This is a genomic window from Chitinophaga flava, assembly GCF_003308995.1.
Lineage (GTDB): Bacteria > Bacteroidota > Bacteroidia > Chitinophagales > Chitinophagaceae > Chitinophaga > Chitinophaga flava.
In genome coordinates, this window is record NZ_QFFJ01000001.1 from 362,639 (window position 1) to 388,738 (window position 26,100).

The following is a 26,100-nucleotide window of genomic DNA, read 5'->3' on the forward strand; positions in this document are numbered from 1 at the left end:
GACAGTTTTTATCGGATCAGCTTTAAACGTGCTTTTTCAACAGAGCTTCGGAACATCTTCAGAATCAGCACTTCATAGTTTTCAATAATCAGTACATCTCCTTCCCTTGGGATGTTACCATGGGTGTAGTTTATCAAACCGGAGAGCGTTTCATAATGTTCGCTTTCCGGCAGTGGCACCGGCAGCAGTTCGTTGATATCTGCGAGATATTCATGGGCATCCACGAGGTAGATATTTTCCTCTTTTTTCTCCACGATAGGAGTTTCCTGATCGTGTTCATCCTGGATATCTCCTACCAGTTCTTCCAGGATATCTTCCATGGTTACAATTCCTTCGGTATCACCAAATTCGTTGGTCACAACGGCCATCTGCAGGCGCTGGCTTTGGAAAGTACGCAGGAGGTCCTTGATTTTCATACTGTCGGGCACATAAAAACAAGGTTTCAGAATGTCCTGGATATTGTTGAGTGTTTTTTCCAGTACCCCTCTAACGAGATCTTTGGTATAGATAACACCTTTCAGTTCGTCGAGCGAATTGCTGTAAACCGGATAGCGGGAATAACCATCTTTGATCACCTGGTCTACCAGCTGCTGGAAAGGCTGGCTGATATCCAGGGCAGAGATGTCTTTGCGGTGTGTCAGGATTTCTTTTACACGGCTGTCATCAAACTCGAAGACGTTTTGAATCAGCTCGCGTTCGGTTTCTTCAATGGCGCCACCTTCCTGGCTTTCGGAGATAATGAGTTTCAATTCCTCTTCAGAGTGAATTTCAGACTCACCTACGGGCGTTAATCCCACCAGACGGAGGATACTATTAGCCAGGCCATTTAACAGCCAGATAAAGGGTCTGAAAATAACAAAAAAGAAACGAAGTGGCAGTGCCACCGCGAGCGTGGTAGGCAGTGGCTTGCGGATGGCCATGGATTTAGGCGCCAGCTCACCAAAAACGATATGAAGTATGGTAATAGTCAGAAAGGCAACCGGAATGGCAATACTGTGGGCAGCGGTTTCAGTGATACTGATGTGCAGTGTCTCCATCAGCCTGAGTATCAGCGTAGTAACAACTGACTCTCCCACCCATCCAAGGCCCAGAGAGGCCAGGGTGATTCCCAACTGAGTGGCAGCCAGGTATCCATCAAGATTGCTTAAAATATGTTTAGCTGCGGTGGAAGCTCTTGTCAGGCCTCCTTTACTGTTAATCTGTGAAGAACGTACTTTAACGATGGCAAATTCTGCCGCTACAAAAAACCCATTTAATAAAACAAGAAAAAAAGTCAGAAAAACTTGCAAAAGCATGTATATGGTAATTGGTTCGCAAAGCCAAATATAGGCAAATCAATTATGATGTGTTGCTTTTTCTCATCAGCAGGCATCGCGCCCAAGCCTCAAAAATCAGTACGGTAAAGGATTTCAGCAAGTAAATAAAACATCTTCCGGATCTGCTTTTCACTGGTTTGCCCTGATAATATTGATATATAGGTAACCGTTTCCCATACGCTTTTCTGCTGGTGAGCGTAAACATTCTCCCAAAAAAATATGTTATATAGTCTACTAATTTCATAGAGTTTATGTATTTTGTGAAGAATTTGGTTGGGAATAAAATGGAGAAAGAAACACAAACACTCGTCACCACGGCGCCGGCAGAACAAGCGGCCTTACCACCACTGATTGTGAGAAGTACCGTTGCCGACAGTACTGCGGTGAAAAAGCAGCGATGGATATATTGGTTGACAGGCTTTATACTCCTTGCCATCACCCTTACATTGGTATGGTACCTGGTTCCGGAATTCAGGACACATGTTGAAGATGTACCTGCTACCTTTTATTATTTTCTGATTGCCGGATTTATTTTTGCCATGATTGACGGCGCCATCGGTATGTCTTACGGCATCACGTCCACCACTTTTTCATTGAGCATGGGCATACCGCCCGCATCAGCCAGCACGGCAGTACATATTTCCGAGATACTCAGTAACGGAATTGCCGGATGGATGCACTTCAAGATGGGGAATGTCAATAAAAAGCTATTTAAGATACTGATCATACCAGGTATTACCGGTGCAGTCATCGGCGCCTATCTCCTTTCTTCCCTGGAGCATTATTCGATGTATACCAAACCGGTCGTTTCCCTGTATACACTGATACTGGGCTCTGTTATCTTCAAAAGAGCCATCAGGGCACAAAAAGAAAAACACGTCACTAAAAAAATAAAACGGATTGGGTTTCTGGGCTTTGGTGGCGGCTTCATCGATGCAATTGGCGGCGGAGGCTGGGGATCTATTGTGTTGTCTTCTCTCATCGCCGGTGGCAGACATCCCCGTTTTTCTCTGGGCACGGTGAAGGCTACCCGCTTTTTTATTGCAATGCTGAGCTCCCTCACCTTTGTGGCTGCTTTGTCTTATGTACATTGGGATGCCGTACTGGGACTGGTGATCGGCAGCGCCATCGCTTCCCCGATAGCGGCCAGAGTATCCAATAAAATATCTGCTAAAACTATCATGGTGGCGGTAGCCGTGATCGTAATCGCTGCCAGCATCAAGAGTATTTATACTTTCCTCTTTAAAATACTATAATCATCAATAACTAATCATTGATAACAGGCCGGTTTGCCATCAGGGTGACCGGCTTGTTTATTTCATATTGCACCAGCGCTTCAATGATCACTTCATCCTTGTCATTAAAGGGTTTGGAAGGGAGAAATTTATCAGGGATATCCACTTTTATTTCTGCTGTTCTGTCTTCAAAAAGATAAGTTGACCTGTTGGCCTTCCCGGTAATATATCCGCGGATCTTAACCGTCACACTGTCGTGAGTAAGCTGACGGGCATTTTTTAATACCTCACCGATTGTATAATACTGCTTATGTTGAAAAAATAAACATGGCAACAACAAACAAAATAACAGACACTTCATACAAATTCTGTTGGTTTGTTAGCTGCTAAACAGTTTTGAACGGTGATAGTTCTGATGGGAGATGATTACTTGATGAGCGGAAATTACGATATACAGCGAGGACTGCCTGATACCATAGATTATACTAGAGGCGGAGATGACTGAGGAGGCCGGTTTCTGCCGCCCCATTCGCTTAGTTGTTTTAAAATCGGAACCAGGTCCAATGCGGCTTCTGTAAGTTCATATTCTACCCTTGGTGGCACCTCTGCATAGACGGTACGCTTGATAATTCCATCTTCCTCCAAAGCCCGTAATTGCAAGGTCAGCATACGTTCTGTAATATGTGAAAATTCCTTCTTTATCTCACCATATCTGTGTTTTCCATCTTCCAGCATACTGATGATCTGCAGTTTCCATCGTCCTCCTATCTTGTTCACAGCGAAACTAAGATCACATTCGATAAGTGATTGTTCATTAAGAGTATACGTAGAATTTTTCTTTCTGGCGGCCATTACTTACATGTTTGTTCGTAGCGTACAAATGATTACACAATCTATAAAATTAATCACAACAATTTACTTTGCATAAAAATTCAGAACAGGATTTTTGAATCAAAAAAAAGAAGAATTATGGACTTGTATTTAAAGGGAAAGACCGCTATAGTAACCGGCGCCAGTCAGGGAATCGGAAGAGCCATCACTCAGGAATTAGCTACCGAAGGTGTAAAAGTTTTAGCGGTAGCAAGAAACGAAGATTTACTGAATAGTCTTAAAGAAGAAGTAATAGCTGCCGGCGGCGTAGAGCCGATACTGTTAGTACAGGATTTCGTTGCGCCGGATGCACCTGAGAAAATTGCCACTGCAGCACTGTCCAGCCTGGGACAGGTTGATATTCTCATCAACAATGCGGGCCGAAGCCGTCCGCTGGATGTTGTTGGTCCGGATGATGAATGGTCCGCAGCCATGACACTGGACTTCGACAGGCATCGTCAGCTCACACAACAACTCCTGCCTCATATGATAGAACGCAAACAGGGAGCTATTCTGAACATCTCCAGTTCATATGAATTAAGGGAAGTAAATGCTTCTGCAGTAGTCAAAGCAGCCGGCGTTGTATGGGCCAAACAGCTGGCCGCACAGCTTGGCAAACATGGTATCAGGGTCAACAGCCTGCAGCCAGGACTCATAGACACCAACAATATACGCCGCTTCTTCCCGGGAGAAGAACGCAGTAAATTCGTTGCACAAGCCATCCCGCTGGGTGATTTCGGTGAACCACAGGATATGGCCAACATGGCCGTTTTCCTGGTATCGCCCCGCGCACGATATATCACTGGCACCGTAGCCACTGTGGATGGTGGATTACGTCATCACCCATTCTGATGATGCCCTCCTGAGTTTATAAAAAACGAAGAAGCCGTCCCTTCATTCTGGGACGGCTTCTTCGTTTTTATTTGAGTAGCATTATTCAATCGTCAGCTGGATATCAGCAAGCTGGCGGATATCCAGGATACCCGCGTCGATGAAGATGCAACCTTTTTTGCAGGTCGCGTCAAATGACCAGCGCAACGGTTTGCCGTTTAACGTTACCGCCTTGGGGCGAGTATTGGAGAATACTTCCAGCTTCAGGCTCCGCTGAGGCAACTGTCCCCGGTAAGTACCGGTGGAAGCCGCTACCTTTATCCGTATTTCTTTCCCGGCAGTAGCAGATGAAATATTCGTGTAGGCATAGGCGTTGTCTTTCCTATAAGCCAGCGTGGCGCCATCATCTTCATACAGTTTAAAGTGGCCGTCAGCGCCAGGATAAATCTCCAGCGTGAGTGTGTCTTTGGGCTTTTCCGCATCATACAGCATGGCCGGGTATTTAGGAATGATAGCACCTTGTTTTACAAACAGTGGTAATTTATCCAGAGGAGCGGCAAAATCATTCAGCCAGCGGCCACCCTGATAAACGGTACCATTGTCGAAGTCTGTCCACTGCCCTGCCGGCAGATAGATACTGTCGCGTTTTTCTTCGTCTTTATAAACAGGTGCTACCAGCAGGTATTGTCCGCTCATAAACTGGTATTGGGTTTCACGGCCCCACGTAATGGTGTCCTTCGGATATTCCAGTACCATGGCCCGGCATACAGGCGTACCTGATTCATAAGCTTCCCGGCAGTAGGAATACATATAAGGGGTCAACCGCATCTTCAGCTGCATATACTTGCGGTTGATGGCCGTATAGGGCTCACCGTAGGCCCAGGGTTGTTTGTTGGCTTTAGCCCAACCACTGATAGCCATATACACCGGGGTGAAACATTTCCATTGCATATCACGCACATACGTTTTGGCGCTGCCTTTGAAAATACCATCCACATCGCCGGTAGCGTAGTTAAAACCCGACAGACCACTACCAATCACAGTAGGGATATGAAAACGGATGTATTCCCAGTTGCCACTCTGATCACCGCTCCAGACCGTAGCATAACGCTGTGTACCAGCCCAGCCGGCCACACACCATACAAAACCACGGGCATCCGCATTTTGCTCGATACCGTTAAAAGCAGCGCGGCAGCCATCGAGGCCCCATTTATAACCCGGACCGACCCAGGCCACGTCCAGCTTCATACAACGGGTACCCAGGCGGCCCACTTCATCTTTGATTTTTTCTACGCCGTTTTCTGTCCACAGACCAGTGTAGAAGCCCAGCTGATGCAAACGCTGCACCACTGTGTCGAGGCCCTGGTAGCCACATCCATAACCATCATTGGGTAGTATCCAGCCACCAGGTATATTTTGTTCGCGGTATTTTTCCGCCACTTTTTTGATCACATCACCGGTAACGCCTTTTTTATTGTAGCAGTCAGCATCACCAAACTCAAGTCCCCAACGCGGCACCATAAAAGGACGGCCGGTAACATGTGTATACTGTTCCAGCACTGTCTTCAGCGAAGGTCCGTAAAAATACCAGGCATCCAGGGAATAGCCTTCATGCTGCAGCACAACAGTATCCCGGAAATCATAAGTGCCTTTATTGAAAGTATTTCTGAAGATGCCATAACCAGCAGTGCTGACAAAAAACGGCGCCGGATTGGAGGTGGTGTTCGCTCCCCAGTTGCCGAAGTTATTGCGAATATTAACGATGCTATCGCGGTGAGAGAAATTGCCGTTCTGCATACCACCACCGTAAAAGTGGTCCTGCGGGCCACGACGCAGTGTCTGCGTAGCGTATTCTCCCATACTCAGCGGCGCTGTTTCTTCCATCACGAGCTTACCTGCCTTATCGTACATGGCTATACGAAAAGGTGCTTTATAAACATACAGCGTTACCTTGGTAGTACTGATTTCATAAAATGTTTTCCGGTCTTTCAGGGTGTAGGCTACCGGTTTATCACCGTTCCATACCACAATACCGTTTTGTGTGGCCGCTTCAAACTTACCATTGGAATTGACCTGCAGCCGGTATATATCCTCTGCAGCCCATTGCAGCTGCACAAAAGCATTACCCAGTGTAAAATCAATGATACCGGGCTTTTGCACGACTTTTTTGATATCGGTGAGCGGCACCTTTTTCAGTAACAGGTGAGTAGACAGTGTATTGTTACCGGTGTTTTCATCACCGGGCAGTATCGCTCTCACTTCCAGTGGCCAGATGCCTTTGGCAGACAGATCAGCTGTTTCGAGCTGTATATCCCGGATGGCATAAGGTGGCAGCGGCTGTGTATTAAAAGGGACCGTCACTGTTTTAACCGGGCTGCCATAGCCCAGTGTGTACTGTATCTTCACAGGTGCAGCTACCGGCCGGGTACCGAGGTTGGTTACACGGATGATAACCGGCTCTTTGGAAGAGAAGTGGTCTTTTCCGTTGAGCGGCGCCACGATGTTGGTGATGGCGATGTCCAACGGATATACTTTTTCGTAGGTGGCCAGAAATATTTTTCCGTTAAGCGTTCCTTTATGGTCTTTTACCACGTTGCCACTGCCTTCATCGAAGGTGTAGTAATGCAGCAGGTGGTTATAGGCAGGATCTTTATCTGTTACCGCTTTAAAAGCCAGGCGGGCAATGGTTTGCGGGGCGAGCGTAGTATCCCACATGCGTAGCTCATCCACCGTGGCGTTGAGCGTACCAAAACCATCTGCGTCCAGCCCTATCTGGTTGCGGGGCAACGGGATGGTTTTATCTATCTTTTGTATAAACTTCCCGTCGATATAGAGGGAGGTACCTGTGCTATCAGCGACCAGCGCCAGATGCGTCAGTTTACCTACCGGCAGTTCGTAGTCAAACAGCACATCGAACTTCCCTTTTTGGGTCAGTCCTATTTTGTTGGTGTTGTTGTATTGTTCGAGGCGGATACCGCTCTCGTAGTCGCCGGCGGTCAGCAGTGTGGAATAGGTAGTGACTTTATTCCGACTTACCAGGCATTCCACGGTGTAAGGCGGCGGGAGGTCTTTTCCATTGAGTTCCACAAAATTGCTGGCACCGTTAAACCGGAGCCGGTATTGAGCGGAGGCATTAAAGGAGGAAGCGGCGAAAAGGGCTACCAGCAGGCACCCTATCGCCATTAGTTTCAGCGAAATCCTGTTCATTGTTCACATTTAAAAATAAGTGAGCTAAATGTACTAGTTTTCCGGAAGAATAAATTTCCTTCTATGGAATTCATCAAAAATTACCGTGGCATTTTATGGCTGTTAGGCGGGATTATAGCGGGTACTATCGCAGGATTGGTACTGGGCAAACAAGTGGCGATCATCAAACCAATAGGTGATATATTTCTGAATCTGTTGTTTACGACTGTGATACCATTGGTATTTTTTGCCATCGCATCAGCTATCGCACATATTGATGCGTCGCACCGGCTGGGTAAAGTACTGGGAGTCATGTCCCTGGTATTTCTGAGTACGCTGCTGATAGCGGCGTTTTTCACGATTGTGGCGGTGTGGATATTCCCGATCCATCAGCAGGTGACGCTGGTGCATATGGAGGAACCCGCCAGCACCGGTACTTTCGGAGATCAGCTGACAAGGCTGCTGACGGTCAGCGAATTTTATGAGCTGCTGTCGCGGAAAAACATGTTGCCTTTCATTATTTTTTCGGTACTGACAGGTATGGCCGCCATGCGTGCGGGAGAAAGGGGCGCCTCTTTCCGGCGTTTTCTGCACTCCGGTAATGAAGTTATGAAAGATATCCTCGGACTGTTGATGAAGGTGGCCCCTGTGGGCCTGGGCGCGTATTTCGCTTACCAGGTGGGCACTGTAGGACCCGAACTTTTTGGGACCTATGCACATTCTTTAGGTATCTACTATGGTTTCGGTACCGTTTATTTTATTGTGGGCTTCAGCTTCTATGCCTTTGTGGCCGGTGGTTTCAGAGGCATTCAGACTTTCTGGAAAAACAATATCATCCCTACCCTGACTGCTGTGGGCACGGGTAGCAGCATTGCTACCATTCCGGCCAATCTGGAAGCGGTACACCGTATGGGCGTGCCTCCGTCTATTGGCAATGTGGTAGTACCGCTGGGCGCTACCCTACATAAAGACGGTTCCAGCATCAGCTCCATCATTAAGATGGCCGTGGTATTCTCCATGTTTGGCAAAGGCTTCGATAGTGTGGAAACCGTTGTGATGGCACTGGGCATCACGGTGATTGTGAGTATTGTGGAAGGCGGCATCCCCAATGGTGGCTATATCGGCGAACTGTTGGTGATGTCTGTTTATAAGTTTCCGCCGGAGGCGCTCCCGCCGCTGATGGTGATTGGTACCCTGGTGGATCCGCTGGCAACCATCCTCAATGCGACGGGAGACAATGTGGCCGCTATGCTGGTAACGCGCTTTCTTCCAAAGCGGGCTGCGGCAACTTCTTAAACACCTGTTCCAGATCGGCCAGCAGGTCGGTTGCTTCTTCCAATCCAACAGATAAACGTATCAGGCTGTCGCTTACCCCGGCAGCCCTTCTTTTTTCTGCAGGGATGGATTTATGCGTCATTTCAGCGGGGTGACAAAGCAGACTTTTAATGCCACCGAGGCTTTCTGCCAGTTTAAAATAGTGGGTAGCGGTCACAAAAGCGGTGGCAGCAGCAGCACGATCATCTTTTAAAGTAAAGGAGATGATTCCACCAAAGCCTTTACTCTGCTGCTTTGCAAGCGCATGTCCCGGATGTGAAGGCAGGCCGGGGTAAAATACTTTGTCTACCGCCGGATGTTGCTCCAGGTATTCCGCAATAGTCTGTGCGTTACTACAATGTTGTTTGATGCGCAGGTGCAGTGTTTCGATGCCACGTATCAACAGAAAGCTGTCGAAGGGCGACAGGATAGCACCACAGGCATTTTGATAAAATTTGATCTCCTCTCCCAGCTGAGGCGTTTTAGACACTACCACTCCTGCAATCAGATCGCTATGGCCGCCCAGGTATTTGGTAGCACTGTGTACTACCAGATCAGCGCCGAGTAGTAATGGTTGTTGCAATACCGGTGAAGCGAAGGTATTGTCTACACAGAAAAGACAGTTATGTGTTTTAGCGATGAAGCCGATAGCAGCGATATCAGAGATCTTCAGTGTAGGATTGGTAGGTGTTTCCAGCCATATCAGGCGGGTGGCAGGTGTGATGGCGTTAAAGACAGCCTGCGTATCGGCTGTATCTACATATTTTACACGGATACCGAATTTCTCATATACTTTATTAAACAGGCGGAAAGCGCCACCGTAGATATCATCTACGGCTACAATTTCATCGCCGGATTTCAGCAGTTTGATGACTGCATCGATAGCGGCGAGGCCGCTGGAGAAAGCCGAGGCGGCTGCCCCTCCTTCCAGACCTGCAATAATTTTTTCTGCTGTTTCCCGGGTAGGGTTGTTGGTGCGGGCGTAGTCGTAACCTTTGTTGACACCTGGTGCATCCTGCACGAAGGTAGAAGTTTGGTAGATAGGCACTGCAATAGCGCCGGTTTGCGGGTCTACGGGAATAGAATGGATCAGTTCAGTGATGGTGCTCATCTTTGTTTGTTTTTTAGTTTGATGAAATAATGAAAAACAAGTTCTGAAGAAGCGCCTATCAGGAGTGGGGAGAGCGGGAGCAGCCTATTGAGGGATAAAAAAAATGCAGCGAAGATAACTGGTATCGACGCTGCATTTCAGATATATCAATATCTAAATAAAATCTCAGAAATTACAGAGACTTATCTTTCCTGGTGTGTTACCGGGATGGATGCAGCACCTTTCATCATGGTAGTAATGAAGGTTGCTAAGGTATCATCGGGCCATTTCCCTCCTCCTTTCTTGATAAGCGATTAAAAGAACTGGTGCAAAGATAGGACAGAAATCCAAACCACCAAATTTATTTCCTACAATTTTAGTAGACTATTCAAATTGAATGGTCTGTTTGATTCCTTCTTCATAGGAAGTAGGTTTCATATTAAAGTGTTTTTCGAATTTGGAAGAATCAAAGATGTAGGGATAATTATTCTGATATAGCATTTCTCCCAGCTCCTTGATAGTGGTATCGAAGAGGCCGGAGAGGCGGATGAGGAAGCCTCCCAGTTTCAGGTAGTTGGGTTTTACGCCCATCTGTTGTGCGATCATCCGCATATATCCTTTTCCGTCTGGTGCCGGGTTGGTAGTAGGCAGGTGCCAGACCTGGTTCCAGGAGGAATCATCCTGAGAGAGCAGGTAAAGCCCTTTGCCGGCGTCCGGTGTGTAGGTGTAGCTGTGAGTTACATTATCTTTTCCCAGCCACATAGCGGTGCTTTTCTTCCTGAACTTGTCGATGATGAGCAGGTTAAGGAAACCTGTTTTGTCGGCACCGGGACCGTAGAAGTCGGCTGCTCTGGCGATAGATGCAGTGATATTACCAGCTTTTACTTCGTTCATCAGTTGGGTGGCGATAGCAGCACGGATCTTACCCTTTTTGCTGGAGGGATTGTAGGGGGTATCTTCCTTCATGGGGCCGTTAACTAACCCGTAAGAATATACGTTATCGAAAAAGATCAGTTTGGCACCTGTAGCTTTACAGGCATTGATCACGTTGGTCATGATAACGGGCCAGGTAGCGGCCCAGAGTTTATGGTCATATTTGAGACCAGCGGTGAGGAATACCACTGCAGAACCGGCTACTGCTTTACGAGTTTGTTCTGCATTTGTGATATCTGCAGAAACCAGGTCTGTAATACCGGCAGTAGATTTGGGAGAGCGGCTCACCAGGCGGACTTTTTTTCCGTTTGCAACCAGTTCTTTGGCCAGCTCGTTTGCGATTACGCCACCGGCACCAAGGATAGTATACATTTTGTTAATTGTTTTATGTGTGTGATTTGTTTGAAAGACGAAGAAGGTGCTGATTATATTTTAAGATAACGAAACTTTTTCACGGGTCCAAAGGGTCCATAGCATTTGCCTGCAGGGATTTGAGGTCGGGCAGGAAAGACAGGTAGTACAGATCTGCCTGTTGAAGGTCGGCAGCAGGCATATACCCCAGTTCATCCTGACAGCGTTTGGTAAAGGTGCTGCTGGCCACATAGTAGGTCTGGAGAGCATCCGATACGCAGAGCATTCTTTTCTGCAGGGGCATTCCGCTTTTCCAGGCTATGCGCACGGCATTGCGGACGTTGGTAGTAGTATGTCTGGCGTATGGGTCTATCATTATAACATCAGCCGGTATTTTGAGTTCATTGACCATATATTTTTTCATTTCCACCGCTTCCGCGTATGGCGTGCCATAAGGATGCACGTGTCCACCGGATACGATGATAAAGGGTGCACTGCCTTTGCGGTACAATTCGGCACCAATGCGGCAACGGCTTTTACCGGCATCACTGATAGGATCGTTATTACCGGGGCCTGCACCAGGGATAAGCAGGGCGGTGTAAGTATATTTGTTCCAGTCTGTTGTTTTAACTTTCGTATATGCTTCGCTGTTAGTTTTATCCAATGGCTCATAGCGGGCACACTCGTCGTGCTTATTGAGTAGCAGCAGTCCGATGGCCGCATGTAATGCAGGCTGGAAGAAAAAAGTGCTACGACGGTCTTTGTGGCTGGTACTTTTCAGGAGTTGGCCCATTGCCTGCTGATAGGCCGGACTGGCAACATAAAAAGCAGCTGAATCTATTTTAGGATAACGGAATCCTTTGTTGGTCGTATAGGCATTGATGATATAGTTGACACCACTGGCGGCATCTTTCCAGGCGCGGGCCAGGATGGCAGTATCCGGTTCAGCTGCGTACAGCTGGAAGAAACCGGAGGCACGCATATGTTTCAACAGCTCTTCCATTACCGCGGGATGTTGTTGTAACAGCTGCGGCCAGTAGGTTGCCAAACGGGTTATTGTGGGCTCGTCGAGCAACAGGCTCCTCAAAGCCGTGGCGGACTGCAGGCGCTGCTGGTAGATGATATTGACACGCTGCATGGCGGTATCCTGTTGCAGCAGCCTGTTTACAGCCGGGAGTTGTTCCAGTAGTGTAAACAGGTAGAAGTTCCTGTTCTGTATTACATTTTTTTCGTTTAGCAAACGATAGCCGGGGTCCTGGGCTGTGGTGGTTTGTATACCTAAGCATATAAAAAGCCACATCCACAAATATTTCTTCATAATAAGCTGTTTCTTTGGAATCAGGGGACAAAGTACAAATTACCTTTAAATTACATTTAGATCTATATAGAATTTAAAAAAATAATAATACTATTATAATCACTATACATATATCCATAATTTAAAATTAAATATCTATAATCATATTCATCATAAGTCCCTTTTAGCTGCAATACGGAAAATGCTTTAATTTCACGGCGCCAAGAGTGACATTGACTCTTTTGTGCCAACTTCCAATCGATGCTATAATGTATAACGCCCACGAAAGAAAAAGTTTTTTCCGGTTTGCGGTAGTCATTCTGATGGTGATCATTCTGGTTACCTTCTTTATGATCATTTTTTTGCGGAAACGAGCAGCTGATCAGTTAAGTGCAGGCGTAAGAGACCTGGTAGCTACCAAAACCGATGCTGGCCATATAGACAAGGCTGTACAGTTATTGTATTCTGCAGATAACGATTTCCGTTTCTATACACTCACTTACGATCCGGCATACCTGCATTCCTACGTAGCTTCCCTGGAAGCTGTCAGCGCCCATATCGACACCGCCATCGGCACCGTCAGCAAACAGCAGCAGGTACATCGTCTGTTGAGTGACAAAGAAGAAAAAACCCAGCTGTTCCTTCATACCCGCCTGTATGTAGACTCCCTGCTGCAGCTCTCCCAGCAATGGGATACCACAGCTGCCCCTCCAGTGATACAGGAGCTCAAAAAAATTAAACTGCCGCGGCGTGAACAGATAGATACCATCATCAGCTCCACCTCTGCCGCTGCCCAACCGAAGAAAAAACTTTTCGGAAGGATAAAGGATGCCATCTCCAATAAGTCGCGCGCTCACGAGAAGAACCAGGAGGTAAAGGTGATCAAACGTGCTGCAGATGACACCCGTGAACAAGTCAGCGTATTAAATGACGAGGCACTGAAAAAACTGCAACACACCTATCAGCAGTTTATGCGGGACGCCGCCCAGAGCCATGCCAATATGAACCGGAAGGAGTACGCACTGGTGATGGCCAACCAGCGCCTCTTTAACGTCCTCCAGCAGGTGCTGGCCAATCTCCGGCAGAACATGGTAGCGGAAACCGATAAAAAACGCTGGCTGCTGAGCCAGGATATCGGTCACTCCCTGTACCGTATGGATAAACACACCTACTGGGAAATACCGCTGTTGCTGCTGCTCTCCGCGATCATCATATACGGCATCATCCGCCTGTATAAATATGATCTGGACCTGCTCCGCTCCAAACAACAAGCGGAGAAATATGCCCGGCAGAAAAGCGAGTTCGTGACCACCATGAGCCATGAAATCCGCACCCCTATCCACTCTGTGTTGGGATACACCAGCCAGCTGGAAAGGGAACAACCCGGAGAAACCGCTTCCGCCATCCGTAACTCCGCCGAAATGCTACTGTCTGTCGTTAATAACGTACTCGACTATACGCAAATGGAAGGAGGCAGACCTTTATTAAAACAGGAGAAGTTTTCTCCACGTACAGCCATAGAAGAAATCTGTACCAGTTTGCAGGTACAGGCCGGTATAAAGTCGCTTCAACTGCAGTCCAACATCTTTTTCCCTACTTCCCAACAGGTATACGGCGATGTTTTCCGGCTTAAACAGGTACTGATGAACCTTATCGCCAACGCCATCAAATATACCAGCAAAGGCGAGGTGACAGTCACCGCCCATCTGCGCGACGGAGAGTTGTTGCAGGTATCGGTAAAAGATACCGGCGCCGGTATCCCACCGAATGAACTACCCAAAATATTCGATGCCTTTACCCAGGGCCGCAACGGTATTTCCAAAGGCAGCGGACTGGGACTACATATTGCAAAAAAAATCATAGACCTGCATGACGGGAAAATAGATGTAAAAAGTACACCCGGAAAAGGTTCCACCTTCTATTTCGAAATCAGGTACCCCGCTGTTGTTCAGACACCCGGTACCGTTAAAATTACCATGCCCGTGAATACACCTTCCCAAACCACAGCACCTCCGGCCAATGTCAGGCTGCTGGTAGTAGAAGACAGTGTGCTGAACCAAAAGCTGCTGGCATTGCTGCTGGACAGGCTTCAGGTATCCTACTCCATCACCGGCACCGCAGAAGAAGCGCTGGAGATATACGCCCGCGAATCTTTTGATATGATCCTCACCGACATCGATCTGCCTGGTATGGATGGTATCGCTTTTACCCAAAAGATCCGGCAACTCCCCGATAAGCAAAAAGCCGCTATTACGATCATCGCCATCACCGGCAACGTTATGGATGAAGATATATCCCTCTATATGAACTGCGGGTTGAATGATTATATCATGAAACCTTACAGAGAAGAAGATATTCTTGAGAAAATCAGTGCCCACGGGCTAACTGTGATATAGATTTTTGTTTGAAGGATTTTGTTTTTGTTTGAGGAGTTTTTGAGAGATTCAGTATCTTGGAAGATGACTTTTGCAGACCATATCATCGAATTTAATAAGCATATTGTATTTAAAGGCCACCTGCCTAAAGGGATTCGGATCATGAATCCTTTCCGGGATAACCCTGAAATCCTCGGCGTGATGGAACAGTTTTATAAAAAGTTCTATGACGACAAGGGACAGCGCAGAGCCATTTTTGGTATCAATCCCGGCCGCCTGGGTTCAGGCAGCACCGGTGTACCCTTCACCGATACCAAACGAATGTACGACCAATGTGGCATCACCATAGAAGGGTTTAAAACCCATGAACCTTCCTCTGTGTTCATCTATGATGTGATTGATGCCTATGGTGGCGTAAAAAAGTTCTACAAAAAATTCTACTTCACCTCTGTATGCCCGCTTGGCTTTACCCTGGAGCAACCTGGTGGTAAGGAAATCAATTACAACTACTACGACAGCAGCGCCCTCACCAAAGCCGTATACTCCTTTATCGTAGAAAGTATCCGCACACAGCTTGCCTGGAATTTAGACAAGGATATTTGTTATGTGATGGGCACTGGCAAAAACGCGGCCTTCTTTGAAGCCCTGAACAAAAAAGAACAGTTCTTCAAAAAGATCATTCCATTGGAACATCCGAGATTTGTGATGCAATACAAGGCCAAAACGAAGGATTTGTATATTGACAAATACCTGACTGTGATGAATATGATGTAACTGATACACCTGATAATTTTTTAAGGCAATCTAGTTTACGACAATTCGCACTGATCTCCGCTCATCAGGAGAATCAGCAATATCAGTATTCATCACAGTTTTTCGAGGCGGCAGTCCCATATGCCATCGTGTTCGCTGGCGGCACCTGGAATTACACCGGTGATCTTGTACAGATCACCTTCTTTCTGTACACGTTCTCCCAGCTGAGGAGAAGCCTCATCTTTGAACTTGATGGTGGCCATAATACCGAATGAGGTATAACTGTTGATTTTCAGGATATTGGCAGGCCGTACCGGCATCAGCATACGGCTTCTTTTACGGGTGTAACTCTTGTACTGAAGGTACACCAACCATAGGGATAAGGCTATAACGCCTATGAATAGCAGGTTCACAGCTACGTTGGGTTTAGATGTTTTTGGTAATCAATAGAATTGCTGTCGTTGGCATTTAAACAGCTATACAATATAACGTTTTCGTACGAAAAAAATTTGTTAAAAAAGGGGCAATGGTAAAAAATAAAAAAGCCCCAGCCGACAAACGGTCAGAGCTCTGTTTTGAACGCCATATGAAGATTGAGTCAGCTACGATTTGTTAATCACGACTTAGCGGCTGTACCGAATGTGTGCGGAAAGGTACCAATTTCGCAATTCCGTCCATGTCGTTTTGGATCACAGCAAGCGTATGGCTTACTGCTTCGAAGCGCAGATCCATAACATTGAACTTTAGATCTATCTCCCGGAATCCAGATTCCATCCTGGTTTCCAGGGTATCTACCTTTGTATCCAGTAGCAGAATACATTCTTTGACTACTGTCATCTGTGATTCCAACGCAGTTATTCTACGGTCGAATTTTTCATCCAGAGCATCAATTCTGGCCAAAATTTTAAGTGTTTCTACGTGCATAAAATTTAAGTTTATTCGCTAAAATTAATGCATCTTTTAACACCAACCGTCATCTGACACAAATCCGATCACACAGATAAAATACCTATCAAAAAAGCCATGGTAAAGGACTTACAAATATAACCTAAATGGGTAAACGAAAGCAAAGAACAACACCCCAAACGATAAACTAAGGAATCCTACCCATAACAACCATTTAAAAACAGACGGATATTTACGATAACAAAAAGGCGCTATCATTCCGTAAAAAAAGCCACTACCAATCAATGAAGCACCGGTCCACCAATTCTCCATAAGTGGTATGGGGTCCTGAAAACCACTTGTCATCACCACTACCACGAACAAGGGAAAACCCGCTATTATACCGCAGCGGAATATCGTTTTAAACCATGATGCCATCTTATTGTCTATTGGAGGACTTTTCGGGCTACTTTGATTGTTTTGGCTACTTCTGCATCTGCCGCCAGGGGAAAGCTGATATTGCTGCTGTAGTTCTTTTCCACTACATTTTCTTTGATAGCACAGGCATACAGCGGGTAAACATAACTGCTGTCATTATACAGCTGACGACTGTCTGCGATCATAAAGGTATTGTTCTGCGCGTTTATCCATACCTGTGGTAACCCGGTACGGTAGTCATCTGCCAATATCTGCCGTGTATGCAAATTGATCACATACAAAGACAAGCCGTTGGGAATATGGTTGATGAGAGGCAATAACAATATACTGTCTCCTATCATATAGCAGGATGCAGTACTATAAGCGTTGTCATTTAATATGGCAATACCTTGATGCGGGAAAGCCACACCGGTATATAACAAATAAGGAAATGAAAAACGTTGGATGGAAGTGTCCCTGCGGGTTTTATATTCAAGTTGTATTCTGTCTTCACCAGCCATCATGGCCGTCAGTACTACCCCGTTCCTTGAATATACCAGCTGATCGGCATCATTAACCGGTATGGCTGCCAGACTATCAGTAGGCAACGGCTGCTGTTTTATAACAGGAGCTGTGCTACAATGCACAGCAAGGCATAGGAATAGCAGATACAGGGCATTTTTCATCCCGCCAAGGTACTCATTTTATTCCTGCTCCAGTAATAATTGCATGAGTTGTTCTTTGATTTCTGCGGAAGGTTCTTTCCAGAGGCCCCGCTGGATGGCCTCCAGCATACGGCTGCTCATATCCTGCAGTGCATGGGGATTTGACTGTTGAAGGAACTCGCGGTTGGTCTCGTTCAGCAGATAGGCATTGGTGATTCCCTCATACATAAAATCATCAATCAGGCCGGTGGTAGCACTATATGCGAAAAGATAATCCATGGTGGCGGCCATTTCGAAGGCGCCCTTATAGCCATGGCGGCGCATACCAGCCATCCATTTTTCATTGATCACACGGGAGCGGTATACTTTCAGCAATTCTTCCCGAAGGGATTTAACACGCGGATTTTCGGGCCTGGAGTGATCACCGAAATACATAATGGGCTGCGTGCCCGTCACCTGCTCCACTGCGTTAGCCATTCCTCCGTGAAACTGGTAATAATCGTCGGAGTCGAGGATATCATGCTCACGGTTGTCCTGGTTGTGCATCACCACCTGGATATTGGACAGGCGGTTGCGGAATGCTTCATAGGCCGATACACCCTGCTGCCGCCCATGGTAGGCGTAGGCACTCCAGTTCATATATACCAGTGCCAGGTCTTCCCGGGTAGTCCAGTTTTTTTCATCGATCAAAGCCTGCAGACCGGCACCGTAGGCTCCGGGCTTGGAGCCGAATACACGGTAAGACGCCCATTCCGCGGCTTTTTCAACGGAGAGTCCTTTTTGTTCCCAGGTATTTTTTTCCTGCAGATAACGGGCGCGGATAGGATTGTCTTCCGGCGATTCATCCAGTGTGATGAGCTTTGCCACGACCGCATTAAAGAGAGAGATCATATCCGGGAACGCATCGCGGAAGAAGCCGGAGATACGCAAAGTAACATCGATACGCGGTCTTCTCAGCTCTATGAGGGATATCACTTCAAAATCTGTTACCCGACGGCTTTCGGCTTGCCATTTGGGTTTTACGCCCATCAGCGCAAAAGCCTGTGCCAGATCATCACCGCCGGTACGCATGGTAGCCGTGCCCCATACCGACAGTCCTATGCTGCGGGGATACTCTCCATGTTCCTGCAGGTAACGGTCTATCAGCAGGCGGGCGCTCTTTTGTCCAAGCTGCCAGGCCGTTTCTGTAGGGATGCTGCGTACATCCACAGAGTAAAAGTTGCGACCTGTAGGCAATATGCCAACCCTCCCGCGGGTAGGTGCTCCTGAGGCTCCCGAAGGTACATATCCACCAGACAGCCCTTTCAGCAAATGGGTTATTTCATCTGTAGTAGCCATTACCCGGGGTAGTGTATCCTGTTGTATCCGTGTAAGTACGGCCGTAGTGGCTGGTCCGGCGGCGGGCATAACTCCTGCAGTTAAACTTTCCATATAACTAAGGGCCGTTTTTTCCAGGTGTTCCACTACATCACCGGTAGTGCGACAGGTGGTACCTTCCAGGGCTAACGGTGCCGCATAATCGCAATTAAGCGGATCAAATGCCAACTGCATATCCCGGGCTATAGCCTGGGTAATACCCGGCCAGCCATAACCAGGCAGGCGGTGCAGGGCCACCAGCAAGCTATGCAGCTGTTCACCTGCAGGAGGGCGGCCAAAGATATGCAGGCCATCACGGATCTGTGATTCTTTCAGTTCACAGAGATAGGCGTCCAGCTTCAGTAACAGCTCATCGATATCACGACCATCTGTTTGCAGGTCTTCCAGCAGATGTTCCTGTTTGACCAGATTGCGGATGCTGGTACGTATCAGCGTGGCCCGGCGCGCATCCAGACTGGCAGCTTCGTAATACTCGTCCACCAGCTGTTCCAGTTTGATGAGTGTACCATAATTTTCAGCCCTTGCCATTGGCGGCACCAGGTGGTCGATGATCACGGCATGATTGCGGCGTTTGGCCTGTGTACCCTCGCCGGGATCGTTGACGATAAAGGGGTAAAAATGAGGTAACACAGGGAACAGGGCGGCGGGGAAACAGCTGTCTGTGCCCAATGCCACACTTTTTCCCGGCAGCCATTCCAGATTGCCATGTTTGCCGGTATGTACCACTGCATCTGCTTTGAACTGGTGATGCAGCCAGCAGTAAAAAGCCAGGTAATCGAAGGTCGGCGGCAGATCGGGACTATGATAAATACTTTTGGGATCACTGTTATAACCACGTGCCGGCTGTATGCTCACAAAAATATTGCCCAGCATGCAGCCCGGCAGCGCAAAACGTCCTTCTGTATAGCTTGCTGCGTCTTCAGGATTACCCCACTGTTGTTCTACCTTTTCACGCAAGGCAGGTGATAAATGCCGGTACCAGTCGAAAAACACAGCTTCCTCCAGAAAAACCTGATAAGGACGGGTATAAAAAGTAGCGGTATCGTTGGTGATGTAATGCGTCAGCAGTTCCATCAGTGCGGCGCTGTCTGCCGGCATGTAAGTGCCTGTTGCATAACCTGCCTCTTTTAAGGCATGCAGGATAGCCACCACACTGGCTGGTGTGTCCAGCCCCACCCCGTTGGCCAGCCGGCTGTCTTTATTGGGATAGTTGGGCATGATGAGCGCCACCTTTTTAGCAGCATTGTTCAGCTGTTGCAGCTTCACCCAGTGCAACGCCATCTCCACTACCCTGTCGCATCCTGGCTCATAAGCCTGATAAGATACCGTACTGGAATCAGTGAGCGGGTCCTTACCGTTATCTGACTTAAACGATACAGCTGTGCCGATAATACGTCCATCCATTTCCGGAAGGGCTATATTGATCGCCACATCTGTAGGCGGTAATCCAAACAGGCCAGCTTCCCACTGTTCTTTTGTGCAGGAAGCAAAAACAGCCTGTATAACAGGCACGCCTAATCGTGAATAAATGAACGTATCTTCCGCTTCATTGTCATCCAGCGATTTGGTGGAAAAGCTGGTGGTATTGAGCATTACAGCCGGTGATACCGCCCCCTCATCTGTCAGGAAACGGTATAATACTTCCAGCACAGCTGCATCACGGAGGTTGGACACATATACCGGCATGGGCTGTAACCCACGCTGTTGCAACATCTCACACAACACCTCCACCGGCGCGGTGTTACCAGCCACATAGTGAGTCCGGTAAATAACGATGGGCACCAGCGGAAGCCTTGTGTCAGCCTTCATGCTGAAAGCATTTCTATCCGTGATATCATTGCCCGGCAGGGCAATGAAAATATCTGGCAGAGACACAGGTGGTGGCACTTCGGCTGGCATCTCCAGAAAACAACTCCAGAGATATTGCAGGCAATACTGCAGGTTCCGGGGACCGCCCGCAGAAAAATACTTCCATACCCTATCCGTTACCGTTATAGGTGCAGTAGAAGCTTCCATCAGCTCGAGGTCCGGCGCATCGTATCCGGGCAGAAACAGTACCGGAATATTCCACTGCCCGCAGTAATGCCGGAGTGTTTCCACCAGATAACTGTAATATCCTTTGCCGCCCAACAGCCGGCACACCACCAGTTTTGCATGCCTGACCACATTTTCCACGTAATGATCGATAGACAGTTCCTGCCGCAGAAACACGAGATTAGCCATACGCAGGGAGGGCAATGGATTACCCGCTGCGTATAGCGCATGCCAGGCTGTATTCAGCGCATGAATCTCTGTATCTGCGGACGAAAGAAAGACTATGTCACCAGGCTGTTGTTCCACCATAAAAACGCCGTCGTTATTAGGGTTCCAGCCTCCGGGAATCGTTGCGATCAGGTGCATAAAATATTTTAGTTGTTTAAAGATTGTGTAATCGCTGCTTCGTCAAGATCATGGCCAATCACTACCAATGCGGTCTTTCTCTCTTCGCTAGCTTTCCAGGGGCGATCGAAGTAGTGTTCAAAACGCTGGGATACACCCTGTAACACCATGCGCATCGGCTTTCCGGGTACATCAATGAAACCTTTGATACGATAGATTTCATGCTGACCTACCAGCGCGATACATTTTTCAGTGAGTGATTCCGGTGTATGCGGTACCGTTATATCAACCACAAAAGACTGGATATCTTCATCATGATGATGGTGATCGTGGCCATTGGCATGATCTTCTTCGTGATGGGAATGGCGGTTGTCCAGATCATCCTCGGCAGCAGCACCGATGCCCAGTAAAACGCCAGGATCAGCCTGACCTTTGGAGGCTGTGATCACTTTAACGCCTGTACGCAGTTGATTACTCACGATTCCTTTCACCTGTTCAAAAGCTTCTGCAGACAGGAGATCAGACTTGGTCATCACTACGAGGTCCGCGCAGGACAGCTGGTCTTCAAATAACTCCTCAATAGGTGTTTCATGGTCCAGGCTGTCATCCGACAGGCGTTGTGCCTGTACCAGTTCCCGGTTGCAGATTTCGCCGGTGGCCTGTCCTACAGCATCTACCACAGTTACTACGGCATCAACGGTGATCTGTGGTTTCAGGTCGGGCCAGTTGAAGGCGTGTAATAACGGTTTGGGCAGGGCCAGCCCGGATGTTTCGATGATGATATGATCAATATTTTCCTTACGCTCCATCAGTTCGAGCATAACGGGCAGAAACTCTTCCTGCACCGTACAGCACAGGCAGCCGTTATTCAGCTCTACGATGTCTTCTTCATTTTCGCAACATGATTTGATCAGCTCTCCGTCTATGCCCATGGCGCCAAATTCATTGACTACCACAGCAAGACGACGGCCCTGGTTATTACGCAGGAGATGGCTGATCAGCGTGGTTTTCCCTGAGCCGAGAAAACCGGTAACGATGGTAACTGGAACCTTTTTCATTTTTTAATTTTTTGATTTTGATTCTGGGATTTCGCTATTCTTTGATGATGGATGGATCTGTTTTTTTTCTTTTATAGAGGAACAACTGCCATTTCTCCTCTGCCACACCTGCTTTGTCCATTTCTGCGCGGGCGAGAATAAAGAACAGGTCAGACAGACGGTTGATATAAGCAGGGATATAATCTTCTATTGTATCTTCTTTCATCAGCGATACCAACAGCCGTTCTCCGCGACGCATCTGGGTACGCACCACATGACAGAGAGCGGAGATTTCATTACCACCTGGCAACAGAAAATAATCTGAAGCCGTGGTGATACCTGCTTCCAGCTCATCAATCCACTGTTCGCAGAAAGCGGCGCCATCAACCGGTTTAGGATTGGGGTTTTCCTTTTTGCAGTCGGATGGGCGTGCCAGGTGAGACATCATGTCCATCATATCTTTCTGGATACGGTGCAGATTGGGCTGCCAGGGGTGATCTGTGCTTAGTTTGGCGCGGAGCAGGCCAATCGTGGAATTGACCTCATCGAGCGTACCGTAGCAATTGACGCGGGTATCATCCTTGAACACTCTTTTACCACCGAAGAGTGCTGTGGTACCCTGATCTCCCTTTTTTGTATAAATTTTCATGTGATGAATAATTTAAGCTGAATAAATTTCCGGCCCGAATACTTTGCAGCCCAGCTTTTCCGCCAATGTGACGGCCATATTGAGACGCGGATATCCGGTTTCGGTATTGATGATACTGGTGTGTTTACAGTGACGGCGGAGCTGTTCGCGGAAAATGGTTACTGCCTCCTCAAAGGGTTGATTCGTGGTACCCGCATTGACCCGTCCGTCGGTGAACAGATAGAGCTGATAGTCCCCATTCGGCCTTATCATTTGGGCCATCTGCCGGAAACCTGCTGCCAGGTTGGTTTTACCACCGGTCCGCAAAGAGGCCAGCGCTTCGTTGATCTGCGACAGCTGTGTAGTAAAAGGTATAATCACGGAAGCTGTTCCCTGTGCCAGCGCTATAACACTCACCTGCGGACGTTGCTGACGATATCGGAACAACATATCGGTGATCAGTCCTTTTACCAGGCTTATCTGCCGGTCGGCAGCCATGGAGGCGCTGCTGTCTACCAGGACGAATAAACGTAAAGCCGTTTTTTGTTGTACCGGCCTTTTTTTGATTACACAGGTCTGATGCACCAGGTAATGTTTTACAGTAGCCAGCAGATCGTTTTCCTGCTGATGGCCTGCGGAGCGGGACAAGAGCTGATGGGAGGCCAGCGGCACCCGTGCGATGGTTCCTTTCCGAGCACCTTGCATGCCCGTTTTCACCGGAATTTTAGCGGTTGCCGATGCAGCCTGGAAAAGATAATCCTGTAATGGCTGAGACTTTTTATCTATAGATTCCTGCTGCTTTCCGTGTGATATTCCCCCCTATCCGGCGAAGGCGCATGCTCCCGCTGACGTTGTTGTGAACGTGGTGGCTGGTTGCGTTGTTTGCTGCGATGCGCCAGTACCAGCGGCGCCACATGATGCACATCGGCGCTGGTGACTGCCAACCGGTTACCGAAGGCTGCATAAGCCCTCGCCGCTTTTATAATCAGGATATCCGCGCGCATACCTTCTGCCTGATGTTCCAGACAGAGGTCTGCCACTTCCAGATAGGTATCTTCTGAAACATACACCTGGTCGAGTAAGGTGCGGGCCAGATTAACAGCCCTGTTCATCTCCCGTTCTGTTTCTGCGAAAGCATGTACAAACTCCTGTGGACGGGCATCAAAAGCCAGGCGGCGCTGCATAATCGTAGCACGTTGTACCTTATCAATAGGCGTACTAACGGTAACGCATAAACCGAAACGATCCAGCAACTGCGGACGCAGCTCCCCTTCTTCCGGGTTCATGGTACCGATGAGAATAAAGCGGCTGTCCTGCCAGGCAGAAAGCCCATCCCTCTCCAGATAATACCCTCCGCTGGAAGAAGCATCCAGCAGCACATCCATGATATAATCATTGAGCAGATTCACTTCATCGATATACAAAATACCTCCGTGAGCGGCTGCCAGCAAGCCTTTCCTTACCTGTTCCCTTTTTTCATTGATCAATACTTCCAGGTCTACACTGCCCAACACACGATCTTCGGTAGCACCTACCGGCAGATTCACAAACGGGAACGGCTGTACGCCATTATGTAATAAACTGGCCAATGCCCTTACGGTAGTCGTTTTACCGGTGCCTTTATCTCCCATCACCAGCACACCACCCAGGGAAGGATCGATGGTGGTGAGCAGCAGCGCCAGTTTAAACTGGTCTTGTCCACAGATGGCCGTAAACGGATAATATGGTTTCATGGCAGAAATTCCTTAAATGATTCATATAAACAAAACACTCCTATCACAATAGAGAAAGTCCCCACTGCGTAATTGATACCTTTCACCGAAGGTTTCCACTTTCCGGAGAAGCGGCGTACAGACAAGGCAAACAGGCAGCTGTAACCCGTCATTGCCACGATGATGCCGATGCTTTGCAGTATCAGGATACCAACGGCTGCATAAGCATCACTGGCAGCCAGCGTAAATGCCAGCGTACAGGCGCCACCGGTACCTGCCAGTCCGTGTAACATACCGATCCAGAAAGAGCGACTTAATACACTACCAGTTGGAACATGTACATGCGTATGCTGTCTGGCCACAAAATTGCGCCGGTAGGCGGTAATGCCCAGCCATATCATCACCGGGCCTATCAGAAACTCCACATACCCCGCGATATGCAGGGATAATGCGGATTTCAGAATGAGGATGAAGACACCAAATATGACTAACGTCAACGAATGCCCCAAAGCCCACTGAGAGGAACGCCACATCAGCTGGCGCATCCGCTGCTGCTGATTATCACCTGTAGCCAGTACAGATACTGCCGCCACATGGTCCGGCTCAAAAGAATGCTGGATGCCCAGCAGAAATGAGTCTACAAATAAAGGAACGAGCATGTGAAATCAATTACGAATTATCAATTCCCAGGACTAAAGTCCTGGGCTAGATTAGTGGTATTTATAAGATGACGAATGATATCACCATTCTGTGATGGCATTATAGATCCATAACAGGCCGATCATAATGGAGAATACACCGACCACGGCGTTGATCACTTTAAAAGCGATCTGGTTTCTTTCGATAAACCGCGACATAGAGAAAGCTAATACACAGCTGTAGGTCGTCATAGCGATGATAATACCTACACTTTGCAGTACGATGATCCATACGGCAGTGCGGGTATCTGTAGCTGCGAGGGTGAGCGCTACCGCGCATGCGCCGCCGGTGCCGGCCAGTCCATGCAGCATCCCTACCCAGAAAGACCTGCTCAGCGGGTTCATAGCTATTTCTTCTCCCTGCCTGCCGTGAATATGCAAGGCATTGGTCAGGTGTTCGTGTTCCTCAAATTTTTTGTGTTCCGCCATCATCTCCCGGAGCTGATGGTTACGGCGTATCGCCGACCATCCAAGCCATATCATGATAGGGCCTACTGCTATCTCTGCCCAGGCAGACAGATTAAAGGGAATCGCCGATTTCAACAGCAAGGCAAAAGCGCTGAACAGCACCAGTGTCGCAGAATGCCCCAGCGCCCATTGTGATGAACGCCATACCAGCCGGCCAATACCAGACCCCCTCCTGTTTTTCTCAGAGGCCAGTACCGACACAGCGGCCATATGGTCTGGTTCAAAAGAATGCTGTACACCTAATAACAATGAGTCTAACAGTAACGGATACATAATGTCTATT

Annotated in this window: 22 protein-coding genes and 1 riboswitch; of the genes, 5 read left to right on the top strand and 17 right to left on the bottom strand. The window is 47.9% G+C overall.

Features of this window, described 5'->3' with window-relative positions; genetic code table 11:
- Nucleotides 1-8: 8 nt before the first annotated feature.
- Nucleotides 9-1,295: a hemolysin family protein gene (locus tag DF182_RS01340; RefSeq protein WP_113613894.1), complete on the bottom strand. Its 1,287-nt coding sequence runs from the start codon at nt 1,293-1,295 to the stop codon at nt 9-11.
- 305 nt (nt 1,296-1,600) lie between these two features.
- Between DF182_RS01340 and DF182_RS01350 the strand changes: the two genes are divergently transcribed.
- Nucleotides 1,601-2,572, top strand: coding sequence for a sulfite exporter TauE/SafE family protein (locus DF182_RS01350; RefSeq protein WP_211327019.1), 972 nt, complete (start codon nt 1,601-1,603; stop codon nt 2,570-2,572).
- Between the two features lie 10 nt (nt 2,573-2,582).
- Here the strand turns inward: DF182_RS01350 and DF182_RS01355 are convergent, their stop codons facing one another.
- Together DF182_RS01355 and DF182_RS01360 are read right to left on the bottom strand one after the other, a co-directional pair.
- Nucleotides 2,583-2,912, bottom strand: coding sequence for a NirD/YgiW/YdeI family stress tolerance protein (locus DF182_RS01355; protein WP_113613897.1), 330 nt, complete (start codon nt 2,910-2,912; stop codon nt 2,583-2,585).
- A 119-nt stretch (nt 2,913-3,031) separates the two neighbouring features.
- Nucleotides 3,032-3,403, bottom strand: a complete 372-nt coding sequence (locus DF182_RS01360; RefSeq protein WP_113613898.1) for a winged helix-turn-helix transcriptional regulator — start codon at nt 3,401-3,403, stop codon at nt 3,032-3,034.
- A gap of 117 nt (nt 3,404-3,520) precedes the next feature.
- On the opposite strand from DF182_RS01360, the gene DF182_RS01365 reads away from it, so the two are divergent.
- Nucleotides 3,521-4,273 carry an SDR family NAD(P)-dependent oxidoreductase gene (locus DF182_RS01365; protein ID WP_113613899.1) on the top strand — a complete coding sequence of 251 codons (753 nt, stop codon included), beginning with the start codon at nt 3,521-3,523 and terminating at the stop codon, nt 4,271-4,273.
- A gap of 81 nt (nt 4,274-4,354) precedes the next feature.
- On the opposite strand, the gene DF182_RS01370 is transcribed toward DF182_RS01365, so the two are convergent.
- Entirely contained in the window at nt 4,355-7,459 is a 3,105-nt protein-coding gene (locus DF182_RS01370) for a TIM-barrel domain-containing protein (RefSeq protein ID WP_113613900.1), read from the bottom strand.
- A 63-nt stretch (nt 7,460-7,522) separates the two neighbouring features.
- Here DF182_RS01370 and DF182_RS01375 point away from each other — a divergent pair, with 63 nt between their 5' ends.
- Nucleotides 7,523-8,734, top strand: a complete 1,212-nt coding sequence (locus DF182_RS01375) for a dicarboxylate/amino acid:cation symporter (protein ID WP_113613901.1) — start codon at nt 7,523-7,525, stop codon at nt 8,732-8,734.
- On the opposite strand, the gene DF182_RS01380 is transcribed toward DF182_RS01375, so the two are convergent.
- The 3 genes from DF182_RS01380 to DF182_RS01390 form a co-directional block, all read right to left on the bottom strand.
- Nucleotides 8,685-9,863 (bottom strand): trans-sulfuration enzyme family protein, encoded by a 1,179-nt coding sequence (locus DF182_RS01380; protein ID WP_113613902.1) that lies wholly within the window; start codon nt 9,861-9,863, stop codon nt 8,685-8,687. The genes DF182_RS01375 and DF182_RS01380 overlap by 50 nt on opposite strands.
- A 179-nt stretch (nt 9,864-10,042) precedes the next feature.
- Nucleotides 10,043-10,155, bottom strand: a riboswitch (SAM riboswitch).
- A 71-nt stretch (nt 10,156-10,226) separates the two neighbouring features.
- Nucleotides 10,227-11,147, bottom strand: coding sequence for an NAD-dependent epimerase/dehydratase family protein (locus tag DF182_RS01385; protein ID WP_113613903.1), 921 nt, complete (start codon nt 11,145-11,147; stop codon nt 10,227-10,229).
- A gap of 79 nt (nt 11,148-11,226) precedes the next feature.
- Nucleotides 11,227-12,444, bottom strand: a complete 1,218-nt coding sequence (locus tag DF182_RS01390; protein ID WP_113613904.1) for a YdcF family protein — start codon at nt 12,442-12,444, stop codon at nt 11,227-11,229.
- A gap of 248 nt (nt 12,445-12,692) precedes the next feature.
- On the opposite strand from DF182_RS01390, the gene DF182_RS01395 reads away from it, so the two are divergent.
- On the top strand, nt 12,693-14,819 hold the full coding sequence (locus DF182_RS01395) for a hybrid sensor histidine kinase/response regulator (protein WP_113613905.1): 2,127 nt from the start codon (nt 12,693-12,695) through the stop codon (nt 14,817-14,819).
- 63 nt (nt 14,820-14,882) lie between these two features.
- Complete coding sequence (locus DF182_RS01400; protein ID WP_113613906.1) at nt 14,883-15,572, top strand: uracil-DNA glycosylase family protein; 690 nt, start codon at nt 14,883-14,885, stop codon at nt 15,570-15,572.
- A 92-nt stretch (nt 15,573-15,664) separates the two neighbouring features.
- On the opposite strand, the gene DF182_RS01405 is transcribed toward DF182_RS01400, so the two are convergent.
- The 10 genes from DF182_RS01405 to DF182_RS01450 all read right to left on the bottom strand — a co-directional run bounded on the left by DF182_RS01405 (nt 15,665) and on the right by DF182_RS01450 (nt 26,090).
- The gene (locus DF182_RS01405; RefSeq protein WP_147243310.1) at nt 15,665-15,964 is read right to left on the bottom strand and encodes a hypothetical protein; all 300 of its coding nucleotides are present in this window, start codon (nt 15,962-15,964) and stop codon (nt 15,665-15,667) included.
- Between the two features lie 199 nt (nt 15,965-16,163).
- Nucleotides 16,164-16,475: a hypothetical protein gene (locus tag DF182_RS01410; RefSeq protein WP_113613908.1), complete on the bottom strand. Its 312-nt coding sequence runs from the start codon at nt 16,473-16,475 to the stop codon at nt 16,164-16,166.
- Nucleotides 16,476-16,882: 407 nt separating this feature from the next.
- A complete protein-coding gene (locus tag DF182_RS01415) occupies nt 16,883-17,461 on the bottom strand; it encodes a hypothetical protein (RefSeq protein ID WP_147243311.1) in 579 nt (192 codons plus the stop codon).
- Nucleotides 17,462-17,557: 96 nt separating this feature from the next.
- The gene (cobN, locus tag DF182_RS01420) at nt 17,558-21,295 is read right to left on the bottom strand and encodes a cobaltochelatase subunit CobN (protein WP_113613910.1); all 3,738 of its coding nucleotides are present in this window, start codon (nt 21,293-21,295) and stop codon (nt 17,558-17,560) included.
- A gap of 8 nt (nt 21,296-21,303) precedes the next feature.
- Nucleotides 21,304-22,332, bottom strand: coding sequence for a cobalamin biosynthesis protein CobW (cobW, locus tag DF182_RS01425; protein WP_113613911.1), 1,029 nt, complete (start codon nt 22,330-22,332; stop codon nt 21,304-21,306).
- Nucleotides 22,333-22,366: 34 nt separating this feature from the next.
- Nucleotides 22,367-22,960: a cob(I)yrinic acid a,c-diamide adenosyltransferase gene (locus DF182_RS01430; protein WP_113613912.1), complete on the bottom strand. Its 594-nt coding sequence runs from the start codon at nt 22,958-22,960 to the stop codon at nt 22,367-22,369.
- 12 nt (nt 22,961-22,972) lie between these two features.
- A complete protein-coding gene (locus DF182_RS01435; protein ID WP_113613913.1) occupies nt 22,973-23,644 on the bottom strand; it encodes a vWA domain-containing protein in 672 nt (223 codons plus the stop codon).
- 77 nt (nt 23,645-23,721) lie between these two features.
- Nucleotides 23,722-24,672: an ATP-binding protein gene (locus DF182_RS01440; protein WP_113613914.1), complete on the bottom strand. Its 951-nt coding sequence runs from the start codon at nt 24,670-24,672 to the stop codon at nt 23,722-23,724.
- On the bottom strand, nt 24,669-25,310 hold the full coding sequence (locus DF182_RS01445) for a hypothetical protein (protein WP_113613915.1): 642 nt from the start codon (nt 25,308-25,310) through the stop codon (nt 24,669-24,671). The genes DF182_RS01440 and DF182_RS01445 overlap by 4 nt, the downstream gene beginning before the upstream one ends.
- A gap of 81 nt (nt 25,311-25,391) precedes the next feature.
- On the bottom strand, nt 25,392-26,090 hold the full coding sequence (locus DF182_RS01450; RefSeq protein WP_113613916.1) for a hypothetical protein: 699 nt from the start codon (nt 26,088-26,090) through the stop codon (nt 25,392-25,394).
- Nucleotides 26,091-26,100 lie beyond the last annotated feature (10 nt).